Source organism: Paraburkholderia phymatum STM815 (genome assembly GCF_000020045.1).
GTDB classification, from domain to species: domain Bacteria; phylum Pseudomonadota; class Gammaproteobacteria; order Burkholderiales; family Burkholderiaceae; genus Paraburkholderia; species Paraburkholderia phymatum.
The window spans coordinates 1,614,871-1,631,003 of sequence record NC_010623.1 but is presented as its reverse complement, the minus strand read 5'-3'; the positions used below and the strand labels follow the sequence as shown (position 1 = coordinate 1,631,003).

Sequence of the window (16,133 nt, the reverse complement as noted above, 5' to 3'; positions counted from 1 at the left end):
CGCACCGACGAAGAGATATCGCCTGATACCTCGCAATAGTTGCGTCCGCGCAAACGGCATGCCAGCCATGATCGTTGCGTGGAACTGAGGACCACCGGGCGCTCGCGACTCGTTATGCAGTCTCGTGTAACGGGTGGCTACCTTCAACGCGTTTTTCTGCCGACGCTACAGCTATCGCAGCCAATAGCGGCACCATATTTTTGATCGGGGTGCCCGCCGGAAAGCAAGCTGCCACTCCGGAGCGTTGAAGGACCAATTGACTCGCCTGACCGATGATTCCGCCCACCACGATAGGTATCCGCAAACCGCGTTCAGTCAGTTGCTCACGCAACGCGGCGATCAAGTCGTTTTGTGCGCCGGCGAGCGACGACACGCCGATAACGTCAACCCGCTCTCCTCCAGCCAATACGGCGGTATCGGAAGGTGATGCAAACATCGATCCCGCGGAAACCGCGAAGCCCGCATCACTTAAGGCCGCTGCGACAATACGCGCGCCCCGGTCATGTCCGTCTTGTCCCAGCTTTGCGATCAACACGCGTGGCGCACGGCCCAGGCTCTTCGTCGCGTCGGCCACGGCGCGGCATGCGTTCTGCCAATCCTCGTCGCTTGCGAGCTTTGCGCCGTAGCGGTCGCGCGATAGCGGCAAGCCGATTCGATATCTCGGCCATACGGCTTCGAGTGCCTGAGTGCACTCGCCGACGGTTGCACGCGCTCGCATGCATGCCACCGTCAGTTCAAGAAGATTTCCGTCTCTGCTCTGGGCGGCGCGCGTCAGCGCATCCAGCGTGTCGCGTACTCTCGTTGGATCACGCCTCGCCTTGATGTGAGCAAGCCTTTGCGTTTGCAGCACGCGCACCCGCCGGCCGTCGACAGCCTGTGGCTCTCCGAGGTCTTCATTGCATCCCGTCATGAAATTGTTGACGCCCACAACCGTGCGCTTTCCCGTCTCGATTTCCGCCTGTGTGTTCAAAGCCGACCTGTGGATCTGTTCTCGAACCCACCCTGATTCGACGACATCAATCACGCCACCACGGCGTTCGATTTCAGCCATCAGCGTTAGCGCCTCGCGACAGATCTCCGCCGTAAGGTTCTCCATCATGTACGAACCGGCCCACGGATCGACGACATCACATAGGCCGGTTTCGTGCTGCAGCACCAGTTGCGTGTCACGAGCGAGGCTTGACGCTTCTGCACAAGGAAGAGAAAGCGCTTCGTCGTATCCGTTAGTGTGCAGCGATTGCGTTCCGCCGAACACGGCAGCCAACGCCTCGACTGTCGTACGCACGACGTTGTTCATCGGTTTTTGCGCCGTGAGCGACCACCCGGATGTCTGACAGTGCATTCGCAGTGCACGCGCCCTATCCGACGTTGCGCCACTTGCCGACGCAATATCCGACCATAAAATCCGTGCCGCTCTCAGCTTCCCGATTTCGGCGTAGAAGTCCATTCCGACGCCGAAGAAGAAGCTCATCCGCTGACAGACGTCATCGGCCTGCATCCCCCGTCCGACAAGGGCCGTTACGTACTTGCGCGCATTCGCCATTGTTAGCGCAAGTTCAAGTACAGGGTCCGCACCCGCTTCCTGGAAGTGATAGCCCGACACCGAGAGCGCATTGAACCGCGGCACGTTTTCGCTGAGGTATTCAACGACGTCGGCAGCGATGCGCAATGAAGGCTCAGGTGCGAAGATGCTCGTGTTCCGCACCATAAACTCTTTCAGGATGTCGTTCTGAATCGTTCCCCTCAGTTGCGAGGCACTAACGCCGCTTTCTTCCGCCGCGACGATGAAAGCAGCAAGCACAGGAAGCACCGCCCCGTTTATTGTCATCGATACAGACACGCGGTCGAGTGCAATGTCTTCGAAAAGGCGAGTCATGTCCTCTACCGTATCGATTGCGACACCCGTCATGCCGACGTCCGCGCTCACCGCCGGATCGTCTGAGTCGTAGCCGCGCTGGGTCGGCAGGTCAAAGGCGACGGAGAGACCCTGTGCGCCTTCCGCCAGCGCAGTGCGGAACGCGAGGTTCGTATCGGAGGCCTGCGCATACCCCGCGTACTGGCGTATCGTCCACGGCTTTTGCGTGTACATCGTCGCGAACGGGCCGCGCACGAACGGCGCCTCGCCCGGCATGCTATCGATATGCGCGATGCCGTCGACATCCGCGCGCGTGTAGACGCGCTTCAGCCTCACGCGATGCGACCCACGCCGCCGCTGCATGTTCATCGATGCCTCCAGCGTTTTTCCGTCGTTACGTCAGCGATCTTCGTGCCGTCGCTGTTGCGCCGCACTTCGGTCCAGTGCCGGATACCCTCTCCGTCTTGCGCCAGACCGACCATATGCACGGTCAACGTGTCGCCCACGTCGACGTTGCCGTAGTAGAACAGCGAACGGCTCGAGACGACAGGCGGCTCGCCAAAGCGCCGCCATTGCCACTCGGCGCGATCGACGAAGGCTTGATAGCTCGCGAAGTACAGGAAGTCAGCGCCGTTGAAATCGCTATTGGGGCATGGGAAGAACTCGATCGGCTCGAGCGTTGCAGGCCCGAGGTCGGGAACTGCGTCACGGTCGTATGCTCGAAGGCGCTTGCCAATCTGCGTCATGTCCAATGCCTCTTCGGGCATCGGCACGATTTCACCAGCCAGTGAAGATAGCGCCGCCCGCGCGGCGGAACGATTATTGCGCGCCTCGCCGCGCGTCACGAACGCAGAGGCCATCTCGATCTCCGCGACTTTCAGGTCATCGCGAACGATATAGTGCGTGCTGAAGTGACGCACAGGCCCCGTTCTGCAAAGCGTGCTGCGTATTTCGAACGCGTCGTTTTCGGCGATCGAATCGAGGCCGCAGGTCTGCAAGCGGATTGCCGTGAAGGCGGCATAAGAGCGGCCCCCGTTGTCGTCGTGGAAGTGCGGCTGCGCGCGGCCCGCGTGAGCGGCGAGCGCTTCCCAATGTCGATGGCCACACTCCTTGAGCAACCAGTTTTCCGACAGTCCCGTGTAGCTCAATTGCGGCATGCCCGCCCGGTAGCGTTGGATCATGCTCACGCCGCGAGGCTCGTCGATGTCTGGTCAAGCGCCAGGCGGATCGCGCCGACGATATGCTCGGCATCGCGCGCGATGCCGGAAAAACGGCCCGATCCCCATGTATGCAGCCAGGGCAGGCCGATGAAATACAAGCCCGCTTGCGGCGTGATGCCGCGATTGTGTGCAGGATAGCCACGTCCATTGAACACGGGCGCATCGATCCAGCCGAAATCGGGCGTAAAGCCGATGCACCAGATGATCGACGCAATGCCGCTCTGCGCGAGATCCAGCGACGTTCGCTCGCCATGAGGGCGCCACACCGGCTCATAGGGAACGCCTTGCGGAGCGTCGATACCCTGCTTGTCGATGAATGCGTCGATGCTCGCGTTGATGCGGTTGTACGTGTCGTCGGCGCTATCCAGGCTGCCCGTCAGGTTCGGCGCGAAATGCAGGCAGCCGTCGCGGAAATCGTCGAGCCTGCCGTACAGTTCCATGCCTTCAAGCGCGAAGCGTCGCAGATCGATATCGCGGCCCCCATCGCGCCCCGTCACATAATGGTTCGTGTTGTCGCGCACGCCTTCGCGCAGCGGATGCTGATCGACGGGCATGTCGTAGTACCGCATGTCCGCGAGCCAGTCGACCACGTCGCGGTCGCGATAAAAGCGCGCGCAACGCGGCGCATCCCCAACCGCGAGAAACACCTTTCGGCCTGCCAGATGCAGGTCTTCGGCGATCTGCGCACCCGATTGTCCCGAACCCACCACGAGCACTGCGCCTTCTGGCAACGCCTGCGGATTGCGATAATGCGACGACTGCAACTGCAGGATGCCGGCAGGCAGACGCTCCGCCATGCGCGGCACGATGGGCGTGTGATAGCCACCTGACGCAACGACGACCTGATCGGCTGTGAAGTCGCCGTTCGACGTCGACACGAAGTAGCCGCCCGACGGCACGCGCCTGACCTTGCGGACTTCCGTGTGTTCGAGCACGGGCGCGTCGACCATCGCGATGAAGCCGTCCAGATAGGCGATGATCTCGTCCTTCTTCATGAAGCCGTGTGGATCGTCGCCGCGATACGGATGGCCCGGCAGCGCGCATTGCCAGTTCGGCGTAACGAGGCAGAAAGCGTCCCAGCGCTGCGAGCGCCACGTATGCGTGACTGTATGCTTTTCAAGCACAAGATGATCGATGCCCGCCTCTTTCAGGTAGTAGCTGATCGACAAGCCAGCTTGCCCGCCACCCACAACGATCACCGTGTGGTGAGGGACATCGTGCAGCACATCGGATGCGACAGTGTTTGCGTTCGACATGATTCGTTCCTGCTTTCGAGCTGATGTCCGGCGCACAGGGTGTGTTTCGGTGCGCCGCATCGGGGTTCAAATGAGTTCGATGACCTTGACTTCCGCGTGCGGGTCGGTGGCAAAACGCCGCGCAACTTCTTCGATCTGCGCGAGCTGATCCATCGCCGCCGAACACGCAAAGCCGTATTTCTCGCGTACGCGATCGGAACCGATATGCAGCGCTTCGCGCGCCCTGTCGACGAAATCGCTGAGCGCGTAGCGTTGCCCGGCGGCGAAGAAATCGCCAACCACCGTCGAAGGGGAATAGCAGTTGGCCTCGGTGCCGTCCGGCCACTGGACCTTGAAGTGCATGACTGGCATCACATTTCCTTTGAGTGAGAGATTCACGCACCGAGCGGCCGCATGATGCACTGCCGGTGATCCGCATACAGTGCGATATGACGGCGTGCGCTTTCGCGCCAGCTGAAACGCGCGAGAAGTTCAGGCACCGCGTGTTCGAAGTCGATGCCGCCGCGGTCGTGCAACGCGCGGCGCAGCCCGTCGGCGATACTGGCGGCGTCATCGGGTTGCGCCCAGCAGCAGACACGTTCGTCGAGATAGCCGGTGAACGGCTCGATCTGCGATACGACGACAGGCGCGCCCGCTGCCAGCGCTTCGAGCACGACGAGGCCGAAGCCTTCGCGCAACGACATCATCGATACAACGTCCGCGCGCTGCATCAGCGCGGGAATCGCTGCATCTTCGAGCGGGCCTGTAACCACGACTGGCTCGCACTTGCCGATACGAAGCCCCAGTTGCATTGCACGCGCAACGAAGCGCTGCGTGTACGCCTCGTGATCGAGCAGGCTCGCGCCGCCTGCGATCACGAGTTGCGCTTTGGCATGCGTTTGCCGCATCAAGGCGAATGCTTCCAGCAGTTGCAATGTGTTCTTGCGTTGCTCGATGCCGCCTACTGCCAGCACCATCGGTTCGCCGTTCAGGCCGAACCCGTTGCCAAGGTCCGCGGCTTCGACGCTTCGAAAGCGCTCTATGTCAACGCCGTTATTGACCGTCGATGCCGCAATGCCGAACTCGCCGCGCAGTTTGCGCGTCCAGGTATCACTGACGCACAGCACCGTGTCGGCATCTGCGTAGGCGCGTCGTTGCCATGCGCTCAGGCGCGAATCGTCGAAAGCATCCAGATGATGAACGGTGCGCACGAAGCCGCGGATCTTACCCGCTTCTCGCAACTCCGCCAGCGCGTTGCCGCTGATGCCATCCTGTGCGTGCAGTACGTCGAAAGCTGCTGCGCCTTCTTTAAGCAACGCGGCTTTCAGCGCATCGATCCGCGTCTGCACCGTCGTCACCGTATCGTTGCCGTGCGCCGTGGCTGGCGCGAGTACGACGCGGCAGGGCGAAGCGCGGAACATCGGCGCACCACCGACAGATGGTGCAAAGATCGTCACATCCTGTCCCGCTTCATGCAGTGCGCGCCCGAGTTCAAGCGTATGCACCACGCCGCCGCGAGGATTTACCGAATGCGTGAACAGCGCAATGCGCATCCGCGGGTGGTTCATTTCTGTGCTCCCACTGGCGCGCCGATAAACGCACTGTCTGCGAAGCTCCATAGCAATGCTGCGTCGGCCTGCTGCGTGAGCACCACTTCGCGAGACGCATCCACGCGGCCGATCGTCGCGCTTGCGAGTCCGCGTTGTGCGAAACGCGCGTGCACGTCATGCACATGCTGATCACGCACTGACAGCAGAAAGCCGTAGCTTGGAAAGGCGCTCAGCCAGCGTTCGAAATCGACACCTTGAGGACGCGGGATCGTATCGAGATCGATACGCGCGCCGACGCCCGAGCATTCGAGCAGCATCAGCGACGTGCCGAGCACGCCCGCCATGCTGATATCTTTGGCCGCATCGCACAGACCGTTTTCCGCAAGCTGAGGTAGCAGGTCGAGATCGGCACGAAGGCGCTCCGCAGGCGCGCCCACTGACGCATTCCAGAACGGAAAAGGCTCTTCGAACCGGCCGCGCAGATCGACGGCCATCACGATGCTGTCGCCCGGCCGTGCGTTGAAGCTGGACAGCAATGCACGCGCACGGCCCAGTATCGACACCGCGAGTTGCGGCTCCGTGCTACGCGTATTGCTATGACCGCCAACGACAGGCACGCCATACGCACTCGATGCCGCCGCCATGCCCGCCAGAATCTGTTCCGCCCGTTCGAGCCCATCACTCCACAGCGCATCGACGACGGCAAGCGGACGACCGCCCATCGCATACACGTCGCTGATATTGACCATTACGCTGCTATAGCCCGCGAACCAGGGCATCGCTTTGACGAAGTCGCTGACCAGCCCTTCGATAGCGAAGAGCAGATAGCCATCGCCATCGGCAAGCGCGGCGCAGTCGTCGCCCACTGCTACCGCTTGCGCAAGGTCGCGCGTGCCATTGGGCAAGCGCGACGCAAGCGATGCAACCACGTCTGCGATATCCGTCTTGTGGCGAAAGCCCCTGCTTTCGCGCAGCCGCTCGACCAGCGCGCGCAGACTCATGAGCGGCCTCGCGACGAAGTGACAAATCCGCTTTCCGGCGTAAAGCACGGCGGATAATGCGCCAGGTCTGCTTCCATCAAATGATGGGACCGCCCGAACAGTGTCTCCTCCGCGACCGTCTGCCAGTGCAGCCGCCGGAACAGCGGCGCGTTCTGGCTTTGCACGTGAGCAAGGAACGTATCGCATCCCAACGCGTGCGCACTGCTCACAGCAAGGCGTATCAGCGTCGATCCAAGCTTGCCATGCGAGCGGAACGCCGCATGCACGGCGAGCCGGGAGCCGAACCATGTACGCGGCTGCGTCTCGTGTATGCGCACCGTGCCGACCACCTGCTCGGGCATGCCCGCAATGCAGCTAAGTGCCACCAGCAGTTTCGCATCGCGGTCTATCTCGTCGCGGTCGTCTCCCACGAAGATGCCTTGCTCGACGCAGAACACGGCGCGCCGCAGTGCATACGCCCCGGTGCTTTCCCACGGCAGCGTCGCCCATTTCACGCGGTACTCGGCGGGCGTGAACGTAAGCGGCAAGGCATCCAGTTCGTCAATGGTTTCGCAGAACATGGTCACGCCTCGTACGATGCCAGCGACGAACACGCCCCGCATTTGCCGCAACCGGCCTTGATGTCGGCAGAGCGCATCTGCGCGCTGCGCAGCATGGCGCCGAGTGGCTCGAGGATCGATTTCATGAACGCATGGGAGGGCGCGGGATGATCTTCGAGCGGCGTGCCGCTGATGGGCACGAACGGCACCACAAACGGGTACACACCGATCTCGACCAGTTCGCGCGACATCGACAGGATCGCCTCCGCTGTGTCGCCGAGACCCGCGAGAATGTAGGTGCTGACCTGCCCCTTGCCGAATACGGCAACAGCGGCGCGGAACGCCTCCATATAGCGTGAGATGGGCACGCTGGCCTTGCCCGGCATCACGCGCGCACGCACCTCGGGTGTCACCACTTCGAGATGCATGCCGAGCGTGTCGATGCCGCTCGCCTTCATGCGCTCGAACCATGCATCGTCGTCGGGCGGCTCGCATTGCGCCTGAATCGGCAGATCGATGGCGGCCTTGATCGCTAACGCGCTTTCGCAAAGGATCTGCGCACCGCGATCCGGCGTCGGCGGCGTGCCGGTTGTCAGCACCATGTGTTTTACACCGTCGAGCAATACGGCAGCGCGGGCCACCTCCGCGAGTTGCTCCGGTGTCTTGCGCGCAATCGTGCGGCCCGCCGCGAGCGACTGACCGATCGCACAGAACTTGCAGGTCTTCTTGCGGCTCTCGTAGCGGATGCACGTTTGCAGCACGGTCGTAGCGAGCACGTCGGTGCTGTGCAGCGTCGCGATATGGGAGTACGGCACGCCGTCGAGCGTTTGCAGTTGCGTGAAGCGCGGCGCTTTCGGAAAGCTGATGCTGGCGATCGGGATCGTCCCGCGCAGCAACGCGCTCGCACCCGATTCGTCCGGCACGCCCGCGACGAACGGCGAGTTCCATGCAGAACTGGTGTGCACGGGCACCATGATGGTCACGCCATCCACGGTCACGGCCTTGTGATCCGACGGGCCGGCACCGCCGCGCCGGCTCGCTGCGCCCGCGTTCGGATCGACGAGACGCAGCCCCGCCGATTGCAACTCGGTGCGCAACTCCATCATCTGGCGCTGCGCGCGCGGCTCAGCCTGCAACAGGCTCATGCTGGCATTCATCCTGACCTCCACTGATGATTTCAGGCGCTACGTCCGCGCCCGCACGTTCGAACGACATCGACATCGGCACAACGGGCATCGCAGGGCGATCGTTGATCGCGAGACTCAGCAGTTCGGGCCGCGCGTAGTGGCCCACGGAGTCCATCATCCGTTTGCGCTTCGTGATCAGCGCCATGTCGAGATCCGCGACGACCATGCCTTCTCCTTCGCGCAACGGTTCCGCGAGATGCTGACCTTCGGGCGACACGATCGCCGTCATGCAGCCGCCCCGCAGCGCCTTTTGCAGCTTTGGGTCAGTCGTCACGGATTCGATCTGCGCATCGCTCAGCCAGCCTGTCGAATTGACGACGAAGCAGCCGGATTCGAGCGCGTGATGGCGGATCGTGACTTCGATCTGCTCGGCGAAGATTGGACCGACGAGCGAGCCGGGAAACTGGCTGCAATGAATCTCTTCGTGCTGCGTCATCAGCGCATAGCGCGCGAGCGGGTTGTAATGCTCCCAGCACGCGAGCGCGCCTACTCGCGCGATGCCCGTGCGCGCGACCTTGAGCCCCGCGGCGTCGCCTTGTCCCCAGATCATCCGTTCATGGAAGGTCGGCGTGATCTTGCGGCGCTTGAGCACCTGGCACCCGTCGATGTCGAACACGAGCTGCGTGTTGTACAGGCTGCCGTGATCGCGTTCGTTCACGCCGAGCACGACGACCATCGCATGACGTCGCGCGCGCTCGCTCACCGCATGCGTGACAGGGCCCGGCACGACAACTGCCTGCTCATAGAGCCGCATATGATCGGCACCCGACGCCACGGGCGGACGCACGAACGAAAAGTACGGGTAGTACGGCACGAACGTCTCGGGGAAGACGATCAGCTGCACGCCTTTCGACGCGGCTTCGTCGATGGCGGCGCAGACCCGGTCGAGCGTGCCGCCGGGACGCTCGAAATCCGGCGCAATCTGCACGGCCGCTGCACGGATGACTCGCTGGTCGGACATGATGGGCACCCGCTCGCTCAGACGGTCCACGTATGGATGATCAGCGCGTTCTCCTTGCGATGAAGCAGTTGCAAATCGAGCACGTCGAGCGGATTGATCGGCCGGATGCCTTCGATCAGCGACGCCTCGCCGTGGCCATACAGCGCCTGCAATGCAAAGCGGCACGCGTAGACCTTGCCGCCCTCTTCCATGAACTTGACGAGTTGCTTATTGAAGTTCAGATGGCCGGGAAAGGCTTCGTCGCCGAGCGTCGGGAAACCTCGCTGCAGACCCAGCGTGACTCCGGGGCCATAGAGCAGCACCGACGTATCGAAGCCTTTGCGCTGCAAACGCGTGGCTTGCAGCAGATTGACGAAGCCGATCGAGCCTTCGAACGCAACCGTGTGAAAGGTGACGAGTGCCTTCTCGCCCGGCTCGGCCTTGACATCAGGAAAGACCTTCTCTTCGTAGTCGACCAGATAATCGCCTTTCTGATGCAGAGGTTTGTTGACGGCAGGCATTTGACTCTCCAATAAGTTGCGTAATTGATCGGATTGCCGTGACGGGAAATAACCCGCCTGGCGAATCACTTAACGCAACGCGTATGCCAATTTCCGGCCCGGTTCATGCAATCAACTTCCGATCAATTAAACGGCGAGCATTCGAGCGCCCCGAAAATTTCTTTGTTAGCGTTGCCCGGCGCGGGTTTTGGGTATCGAAGACAGATGCAGCCCCGCCGGTTTCGCACAACCGCGCAGCGCATTTTGCGTGCGGATGGTGCGCGACACCCCGCAAGCGTGCATTGATCCAATCAATGCGATCAAGTTTCTGAATGAATGACCAGCGATTATTTTTTTGCGCCATTCACGTGGTACTTTGAATAAAGGCATTCACACCAGCGCATAGCTTTTTGCATCGGAAACAGCAGCATGGACAGTCTCACGCACCATTGGCTCAAGCGGCTGACTGAAAGCCGCAAACCGGCGTATCTCGTGATACCGGATCTGATCGAAGAAGATCTGGCCAGCGGCCGTTTGCGTCCACGCGATCGTCTGCCCGGCCTTCGTGATCTGGCGGGCGCATTACGGCTGAATTACACGACCGTCGCGCGCGCCTATGCGGAAGCGCGCAAACGCGGCCTGCTCGATGCCCGGGCAGGCAGCGGCACGTTCGTGCGTGGACGCACGCAGACCTTGCCGCTCTCGGGTGGGAGCAGCGTCGAGATGTCGATGAACATGCCGCCCGAGCCGCCCGAGTTTGCAGCGCGTTTGAGAGAGTCGTGGGCGAATCTCTTTGCGCAAAGCGATCCTTACCGGCTACTGCGCTATCAGGATTTTGGCGGCATGCCCGAAGACCGCGCCGCCGGACGGACCTGGCTGAAGGACCGCTTGCCCGATTGCGAAGACGATACCGTACTCGTATGCCCCGGCATTCACAGCGCGCTCGTCGCGCTCGTGTCACAGCTTGCGCGGCCAGGCGAAACCATTTGTCTCGACACCCTCGCGTATCCCGGCATCAAGGCAATTGCGTCGCAACTCGGCGTGCGCCTGCAGCCGTTGCCGCGCGACGAAGAAGGTCCGCTGCCGCACGCGTTCGAAGCGCTGTGCAAGACGGAAAAACCCGGCGCGTTCTACTGCAATCCGACCTTGCAGAATCCGAGCACGCTGACGCTGCCCACGCAACGCCGCGAAGCGCTTGCCGATGTCGCGTTGCGCTACAGCGTTCCCATCATCGAAGACGACGCCTATGGCTGGTTGCCCGTGAACCCGCCCGTCGCGCTGGCCTCACTCGCGCCCGAACTGACCTGGTACCTGACGGGCTTCTCGAAATCCTTCGGCGCAGGTCTGCGCATCGCCTATCTACGGGCACCCACTCCGAAGCAAACGCAACGTATTGCCGGCGCATTGCGCGCGACGACAGTCATGCCCAGTCCGCTTACTGTCATGCTCGCCACGCAATGGGTCAACGACGGCACTGCGCACGAAATGCTAGACGCGATCCGCAAGGAAGCGAATGTGCGTCAGGCAGTTGCGTCACAGGAACTCGCAGACTGGCGTTACGATGCACATCCGGATGGCTTCCATTTGTGGCTGCCTATTCCTGCGCAGTGCGACTGGAGCGCGCCCGAGCTTGCGCTGCAGCTGCGTAATCAGGGGGTGGCCGCAGTGGCTGGCGCGGCGTTTTCAACGGATGGCAATCCGTTGAACAGTATCCGCCTCTGCCTCGGCGGGCCACAGGACAAAGATGATTGCCGTGACGCCTTGCGGCGCGTCGCCGAAGTGCTGGCCGATCCGCATCATTTGCATACACCTGTCATGTGACCCGGCGCAAATCGTAGCCGTCGTATGGCGCAAACCGGTGCGCACATGCACGAATACAAGGCCTCAGCTACATACGTGGTGCACCACGCATTACTGTGACGATGCTTGCTACGACTCGTGTCCCGATGCGTCCGGGACTTGCGGCAAAACAGATCGTTGGCATACCCCTTGCATATTCCAAAGGTGAATCGTCGGTATTCAAACGAATTATCGATTCGACGATCATCTTCGAGTGACCGGGTGCCAAATAATCTTGCGCGCGGTCGCTATCACCATCAAAGGGGCTCTTCATGTCAGTCCGTCTTACCCGTCGCGGTCCTGGTCAGTCGAGAAAGCGCACCGCCGGCACGCTCCTGCGCACCTGCGCACTCGCGCTCGCCGCTACCTTCGGCATCGTTCATGTGGCGCACGCAGCCAGCGCCGAGGAAATCAAGGCACGCGGCTATCTGAGCGTTGCAACCGAGGACGACTACAACCCATTCGAGTTCGTCGCTGACGGCAAGAACACGGGCTATGATAACGACCTCCTCGCGCTGGTACGCAAGAAGATCGGCGTCGACGTGAAGCAGCAGATCATGCCGTGGTCGGGCATTCTGCCGGGTGTAACCACCGGCAAATACGACATGGCGCTCACCGCCGTGCTGGTCACCGAAGAGCGCAAGAAGACCTTTGACTTTGCCTCCCCGACCTGCGAAGCCGTCACGTTCTATGCAACGAAAAAAGGTTCGCCGATCAAGACCCCGGACGATCTCGTCGGCAAGGTAGTCGGCGCGGAAACCGGCAGCGCGATGCTCGCGGACCTGAAGCTCTTCGACGAACAACTGAAGAAGAAGCATGGCGGCAATGGCATCAAGCAGATCATCGAATACCAGTCGTATCCGGAGGCCTACCAGGATCTCGGCGTGGGCCGTGTCGACGCCGTCGCCAACACGCAGATCAGTCTGAACTCGCTCGTCAAGACCAGGCCTGATGTGTTCGCTGTCGGCCAGGCGATCGGCAAGCCGACGTATATCGCGTGGGCCGTGAAAAAGGGCAACACCGACGTGTTGAAGATGGTCGATGCCGCGCTGCTCGAACTGCGCAAGAGCGGCGAGATGTACCAGCTTCAGCAGAAGTGGCTCGGTGCGAGCTACAAGGACATGCCGCAGTCGGTCAACTGACGTCTTCGCGATCCCGCATCGATGAACGCCTTCGACTATTGGAGCATTGCTCAGGGCGCGCTGGCGACCGTCGTTCTTTCGGTCGTCAGCATCGTGCTCGGCATTCCTCTGGGGCTCGGCCTCGCACTGATCCGGTGGGCACGCGTGCCGTTTTTGAACCGCATCGTCGTCGCCTATGTGAGCCTCATCCGCTCATGTCCCGCCGTGACGCTGACGCTGCTGATCTTTTTCGCGCTGCCGCAGTTCGGCATCTCGCTCGATCCGACACCGGCCGCGATACTCGCGCTCACCATCAGCACCGCCGCATTCAACTGCGAGATCTGGCGCGCGGCGCTGATCAACTTTCCACGCGATCAATACGACGCAGCGCTCGCCTTCGCGATGCCGCGTACGGTACGCTTTCGGCGCATCGTGATGCCGCAGATCTGGCGCTCGAGCCTGCCGGGCCTCGTCAACGAAATGACCTTGCAGATCAAGTCGACGCCCGCAGTCGCCGTGATCGGCATCGTTGAAATCACGCGCGCGGCCTTGCGCGTCGGCGCCCGCACCTACGATCCTTTACCGCCTTTCGTTTTTGCGCTCGTGCTTTACGGGCTGATCGTGTTCGTGCTCGTCAAGACGCAGCGCGTGATCGAGCGCCGCCAACCTGTGGAGGCCCGTGCATGACGGAGCACTTCCTGATCGTCTGGCAGCAGCGCGCGGACGTGCTGTCCGGCCTGCTCGACACACTCGGTCTGCTTGCAGTGGCAGCCGTCGCGTCGCTCGTGCTCGGCGCGCTGCTGACGCCCGCACTGATGTCGAAACGCCCGGCCATCGCGCGGCTCGCGACGCTCTATGTCGACGCGATGCGTTGCGCGCCCTTCCTGCTTTTCGTCTATCTGATCTATTTCGGCCTGCCCACGGCAGGCATACGTCTGTCGAACTGGTGGGCCGGCGCGATCGCGCTGATTCTCTACAACACTGCCTACATGGCCGAGCTATTGCGCGGCGCGTGGGCCGGCCTGCCCACTCCGATGATCGAAGCCGCGCGCGCCTATGGCTTTCATGGCTTCGGCCTGGTTCGCCGGATCATCCTGCCGCAAGTCTTCACGGTCGCCTTGCCGATGATCGGCAATCAACTGGTGCAGATCGTCAAGGACAGCGCGTTCCTCACGGTGATCGCGGTCGGCGAACTCACGCATCAGATGAACGGCATTCAGGCGACCTATTTCATTCCGTTTGCCGCGTTCATCACGGCTGTGCTGCTCTATTGGGCCATCTGCCTCGTGATCGAAAGCGGCAGTGGCTTACTCTCGAGATTTGCCGAGGAACGCAGAGCATGAACATTTCGAACGACGTCCCGCCCACCATCCTGCGCGCAGCCGATGCAGCCGGGCCTTCGTGCAGCCTTTCCAGCGAAGCGGTGCGATCAGGCAGCGAGACCGTCCTGCAACTCAACGGCATCTCGAAGTCGTTCGGCGAGAACAAGGTGCTGCGCGACGTGTCGCTCACCGTGCACAAGGGCGAAACCGTTTGCCTGCTCGGGCCGTCGGGTTGCGGCAAGTCCACGTTGCTGCGCTGTGTGAACTGGCTCGAGATTCCCGACGCGGGCACGGTCCATGTGTCGAACCGGCGCATCGGCGTGCGCGAAGGTTCGTCCATCAAGATGAGCGACGCCGAACTTGCGCGTTCGCGCGCGCGCATCGGCATGGTGTTCCAACACTTCGCGCTGTGGCCGCATCTGACCGTGCTGCAGAACGTGATGGAAGCACCCTTGCATGTGCTCGGGCGTCCGCGCGACGAAGTGCGTGCGGAGGCCGAACGCCTGCTGGAACGCGTCGGCCTCGCGGGGAAGATGGACGCGTTTCCTTCGCGGCTGTCGGGTGGGCAAAAGCAGCGCGTGGGCATCGCGCGCGCACTTGCGATGAAACCCGACATCCTGCTGTTCGACGAACCGACCAGCGCGCTCGACCCGATGCTCGTCGGCGAAGTGCTGCAGGTCATGCGCTCGCTCGCGCTGGAAGGGGCGACGATGGTGATCGTCACGCACGAAATGGAGTTCGCGCGCCAGGTGGCAAGCCGGGTCGTGTTCATGGATGCGGGCCAGGTCATCGAGAACGCACCGCCCGAACAGTTCTTCAGCGCGCCGCAAACGCCGCGCGCACGGCAGTTTCTTGCACGTTTTCGCGCGCCGCATCACGCGGCCGACGATTGGAGCGAAACCTCGAAGCTCGCCTGAGGCGAGCCCTGAACCCTGAATCGCGGCGCGTCGAGCGCCGGGTTTCAGGATTGCTCGTTCACTGCGGCGCGGTCATGTCCGCTGCCTGCTTCACTTCACCGTCCTTATATTTGCCCCACGTTTGTACGAGTTCGCTCATCGAACGCGGATCGCAATCGTATTCGGGCAGCGTGTCGGGGTCCCAGTGATGGAAGCGGTCGACGCCGCGCACGAGCGTCGCGCGACGCCGACCCGAGGCCGAGCGGACATGCGCCGGCACGTAGAAGAATGCGAAGCCGATACGCCTGTCGTCCGAGCGATTCGGCAGCGAACTGTGTGCGGTGCGTTCGTGATGCATCGAAAACTCGCCGGGCTGCAGCGGCATTTCGACAGCGAGGTTCTCGTCGATGCCGACAAGCGTCTGCCCTTTCGCGAGCATGTTGTCCTTCGCGTAGGTTTCGACGTGCCTTAAGTCAGGCCCACTGTGCGAACCGGGCAAGACGCGCAGCACGCCGTTCAGCGAGTTCGCGGGTGTGAGCGCGACCCACACCGTCACTTCCTCATGTGGCGTAAGCCCGAAATACGTCGAGTCCTGATGCCACGACACATAACGCGGATCGCGTCCGTTCTTCGCGAAGATGGATGCGCCAAACAGCATGATGTCCGGCCCGATCACGTCTTCGACAGCATCGAGAATGGCGGGGTGACGCGCGAGTTCGACGATGGCGGGCAGCGCCAGATGACCCTTGATTTTCAGGGTCTTGTTGACATCTTCGCCGGAAGACGCCTCGTAGCGCTCGATGATGCGACGATACTCCGCCGCCTCTTCCGCGCCGATCGCGCGCATCGGGTAGACATACCCGTGCTGTTTGAAGTGCGCGACCTGCGCCTCGCTCAAGTGCTTCGTCATGGACGTTCCTTTTGGTGT

Annotated in this window: 16 protein-coding genes; 5 read left to right on the top strand and 11 right to left on the bottom strand. The window is 62.0% G+C overall.

Going from position 1 to position 16,133, the window contains the following annotated elements; all coding sequences use genetic code 11:
- Positions 1–112 precede the first annotated feature (112 nt).
- The 10 genes from scpA to BPHY_RS22930 form a co-directional block, all read right to left on the bottom strand.
- Positions 113–2,224: a methylmalonyl-CoA mutase gene (scpA, locus tag BPHY_RS22975; RefSeq protein WP_012403853.1), complete on the bottom strand. Its 2,112-nt coding sequence runs from the start codon at positions 2,222–2,224 to the stop codon at positions 113–115.
- Positions 2,221–3,036: a Pnap_2097 family protein gene (locus tag BPHY_RS22970; RefSeq protein WP_012403852.1), complete on the bottom strand. Its 816-nt coding sequence runs from the start codon at positions 3,034–3,036 to the stop codon at positions 2,221–2,223. The genes scpA and BPHY_RS22970 overlap by 4 nt, the downstream gene beginning before the upstream one ends.
- A gap of 2 nt (positions 3,037–3,038) precedes the next feature.
- Positions 3,039–4,331, bottom strand: coding sequence for an MSMEG_0569 family flavin-dependent oxidoreductase (locus tag BPHY_RS22965; RefSeq protein WP_012403851.1), 1,293 nt, complete (start codon positions 4,329–4,331; stop codon positions 3,039–3,041).
- Positions 4,332–4,397: 66 nt separating this feature from the next.
- Positions 4,398–4,682 (bottom strand): MSMEG_0570 family nitrogen starvation response protein, encoded by a 285-nt coding sequence (locus BPHY_RS22960; protein ID WP_012403850.1) that lies wholly within the window; start codon positions 4,680–4,682, stop codon positions 4,398–4,400.
- 23 nt (positions 4,683–4,705) lie between these two features.
- A complete protein-coding gene (locus tag BPHY_RS22955; protein WP_012403849.1) occupies positions 4,706–5,878 on the bottom strand; it encodes an MSMEG_0565 family glycosyltransferase in 1,173 nt (390 codons plus the stop codon).
- On the bottom strand, positions 5,875–6,861 hold the full coding sequence (locus BPHY_RS22950; RefSeq protein ID WP_012403848.1) for a sll0787 family AIR synthase-like protein: 987 nt from the start codon (positions 6,859–6,861) through the stop codon (positions 5,875–5,877). The genes BPHY_RS22955 and BPHY_RS22950 overlap by 4 nt, the downstream gene beginning before the upstream one ends.
- Positions 6,858–7,421 carry an MSMEG_0567/Sll0786 family nitrogen starvation N-acetyltransferase gene (locus BPHY_RS22945; protein WP_012403847.1) on the bottom strand — a complete coding sequence of 188 codons (564 nt, stop codon included), beginning with the start codon at positions 7,419–7,421 and terminating at the stop codon, positions 6,858–6,860. The genes BPHY_RS22950 and BPHY_RS22945 overlap by 4 nt, the downstream gene beginning before the upstream one ends.
- Positions 7,422–7,423: 2 nt before the next feature.
- The gene (locus BPHY_RS22940) at positions 7,424–8,557 is read right to left on the bottom strand and encodes an MSMEG_0568 family radical SAM protein (RefSeq protein WP_041764575.1); all 1,134 of its coding nucleotides are present in this window, start codon (positions 8,555–8,557) and stop codon (positions 7,424–7,426) included.
- Positions 8,526–9,548, bottom strand: a complete 1,023-nt coding sequence (locus BPHY_RS22935; protein WP_012403845.1) for a Nit6803 family nitrilase — start codon at positions 9,546–9,548, stop codon at positions 8,526–8,528. Before BPHY_RS22935 ends, BPHY_RS22940 begins: the two co-directional genes overlap by 32 nt.
- Before the next feature lie 17 nt (positions 9,549–9,565).
- A complete protein-coding gene (locus tag BPHY_RS22930) occupies positions 9,566–10,048 on the bottom strand; it encodes an MSMEG_0572/Sll0783 family nitrogen starvation response protein (protein WP_012403844.1) in 483 nt (160 codons plus the stop codon).
- A gap of 408 nt (positions 10,049–10,456) precedes the next feature.
- On the opposite strand from BPHY_RS22930, the gene BPHY_RS22925 reads away from it, so the two are divergent.
- From BPHY_RS22925 to BPHY_RS22905, 5 genes are all read left to right on the top strand, one after another.
- Entirely contained in the window at positions 10,457–11,848 is a 1,392-nt protein-coding gene (locus BPHY_RS22925; RefSeq protein WP_012403843.1) for an aminotransferase-like domain-containing protein, read from the top strand.
- A gap of 290 nt (positions 11,849–12,138) precedes the next feature.
- Positions 12,139–13,008 (top strand): transporter substrate-binding domain-containing protein, encoded by an 870-nt coding sequence (locus BPHY_RS22920; protein WP_012403842.1) that lies wholly within the window; start codon positions 12,139–12,141, stop codon positions 13,006–13,008.
- Between the two features lie 21 nt (positions 13,009–13,029).
- The gene (locus BPHY_RS22915) at positions 13,030–13,674 is read left to right on the top strand and encodes an amino acid ABC transporter permease (protein WP_012403841.1); all 645 of its coding nucleotides are present in this window, start codon (positions 13,030–13,032) and stop codon (positions 13,672–13,674) included.
- Positions 13,671–14,330 carry an amino acid ABC transporter permease gene (locus BPHY_RS22910; protein ID WP_012403840.1) on the top strand — a complete coding sequence of 220 codons (660 nt, stop codon included), beginning with the start codon at positions 13,671–13,673 and terminating at the stop codon, positions 14,328–14,330. The genes BPHY_RS22915 and BPHY_RS22910 overlap by 4 nt, the downstream gene beginning before the upstream one ends.
- On the top strand, positions 14,327–15,226 hold the full coding sequence (locus BPHY_RS22905) for an amino acid ABC transporter ATP-binding protein (RefSeq protein ID WP_012403839.1): 900 nt from the start codon (positions 14,327–14,329) through the stop codon (positions 15,224–15,226). Before BPHY_RS22910 ends, BPHY_RS22905 begins: the two co-directional genes overlap by 4 nt.
- Before the next feature lie 58 nt (positions 15,227–15,284).
- Here the strand turns inward: BPHY_RS22905 and BPHY_RS22900 are convergent, their stop codons facing one another.
- Complete coding sequence (locus tag BPHY_RS22900) at positions 15,285–16,115, bottom strand: phytanoyl-CoA dioxygenase family protein (RefSeq protein ID WP_012403838.1); 831 nt, start codon at positions 16,113–16,115, stop codon at positions 15,285–15,287.
- Between the last annotated feature and the right edge of the window lie 18 nt (positions 16,116–16,133).

What these genes read in the sequence shown, in the direction of transcription:
- scpA (WP_012403853.1), bottom strand. Translation starts at nt 2,224, where the DNA reads ATGAACATGCAGCGGCGGCGTGGGTCGCATCGCGTGAGGCTGAAGCGC.
- BPHY_RS22970 (WP_012403852.1), bottom strand. Translation starts at nt 3,036, where the DNA reads ATGATCCAACGCTACCGGGCGGGCATGCCGCAATTGAGCTACACGGGA.
- BPHY_RS22965 (WP_012403851.1), bottom strand. Translation starts at nt 4,331, where the DNA reads ATGTCGAACGCAAACACTGTCGCATCCGATGTGCTGCACGATGTCCCT.
- BPHY_RS22960 (WP_012403850.1), bottom strand. Translation starts at nt 4,682, where the DNA reads ATGCCAGTCATGCACTTCAAGGTCCAGTGGCCGGACGGCACCGAGGCC.
- BPHY_RS22955 (WP_012403849.1), bottom strand. Translation starts at nt 5,878, where the DNA reads ATGAACCACCCGCGGATGCGCATTGCGCTGTTCACGCATTCGGTAAAT.
- BPHY_RS22950 (WP_012403848.1), bottom strand. Translation starts at nt 6,861, where the DNA reads ATGAGTCTGCGCGCGCTGGTCGAGCGGCTGCGCGAAAGCAGGGGCTTT.
- BPHY_RS22945 (WP_012403847.1), bottom strand. Translation starts at nt 7,421, where the DNA reads ATGTTCTGCGAAACCATTGACGAACTGGATGCCTTGCCGCTTACGTTC.
- BPHY_RS22940 (WP_041764575.1), bottom strand. Translation starts at nt 8,557, where the DNA reads ATGAATGCCAGCATGAGCCTGTTGCAGGCTGAGCCGCGCGCGCAGCGC.
- BPHY_RS22935 (WP_012403845.1), bottom strand. Translation starts at nt 9,548, where the DNA reads ATGTCCGACCAGCGAGTCATCCGTGCAGCGGCCGTGCAGATTGCGCCG.
- BPHY_RS22930 (WP_012403844.1), bottom strand. Translation starts at nt 10,048, where the DNA reads ATGCCTGCCGTCAACAAACCTCTGCATCAGAAAGGCGATTATCTGGTC.
- BPHY_RS22925 (WP_012403843.1), top strand. Translation starts at nt 10,457, where the DNA reads ATGGACAGTCTCACGCACCATTGGCTCAAGCGGCTGACTGAAAGCCGC.
- BPHY_RS22920 (WP_012403842.1), top strand. Translation starts at nt 12,139, where the DNA reads ATGTCAGTCCGTCTTACCCGTCGCGGTCCTGGTCAGTCGAGAAAGCGC.
- BPHY_RS22915 (WP_012403841.1), top strand. Translation starts at nt 13,030, where the DNA reads ATGAACGCCTTCGACTATTGGAGCATTGCTCAGGGCGCGCTGGCGACC.
- BPHY_RS22910 (WP_012403840.1), top strand. Translation starts at nt 13,671, where the DNA reads ATGACGGAGCACTTCCTGATCGTCTGGCAGCAGCGCGCGGACGTGCTG.
- BPHY_RS22905 (WP_012403839.1), top strand. Translation starts at nt 14,327, where the DNA reads ATGAACATTTCGAACGACGTCCCGCCCACCATCCTGCGCGCAGCCGAT.
- BPHY_RS22900 (WP_012403838.1), bottom strand. Translation starts at nt 16,115, where the DNA reads ATGACGAAGCACTTGAGCGAGGCGCAGGTCGCGCACTTCAAACAGCAC.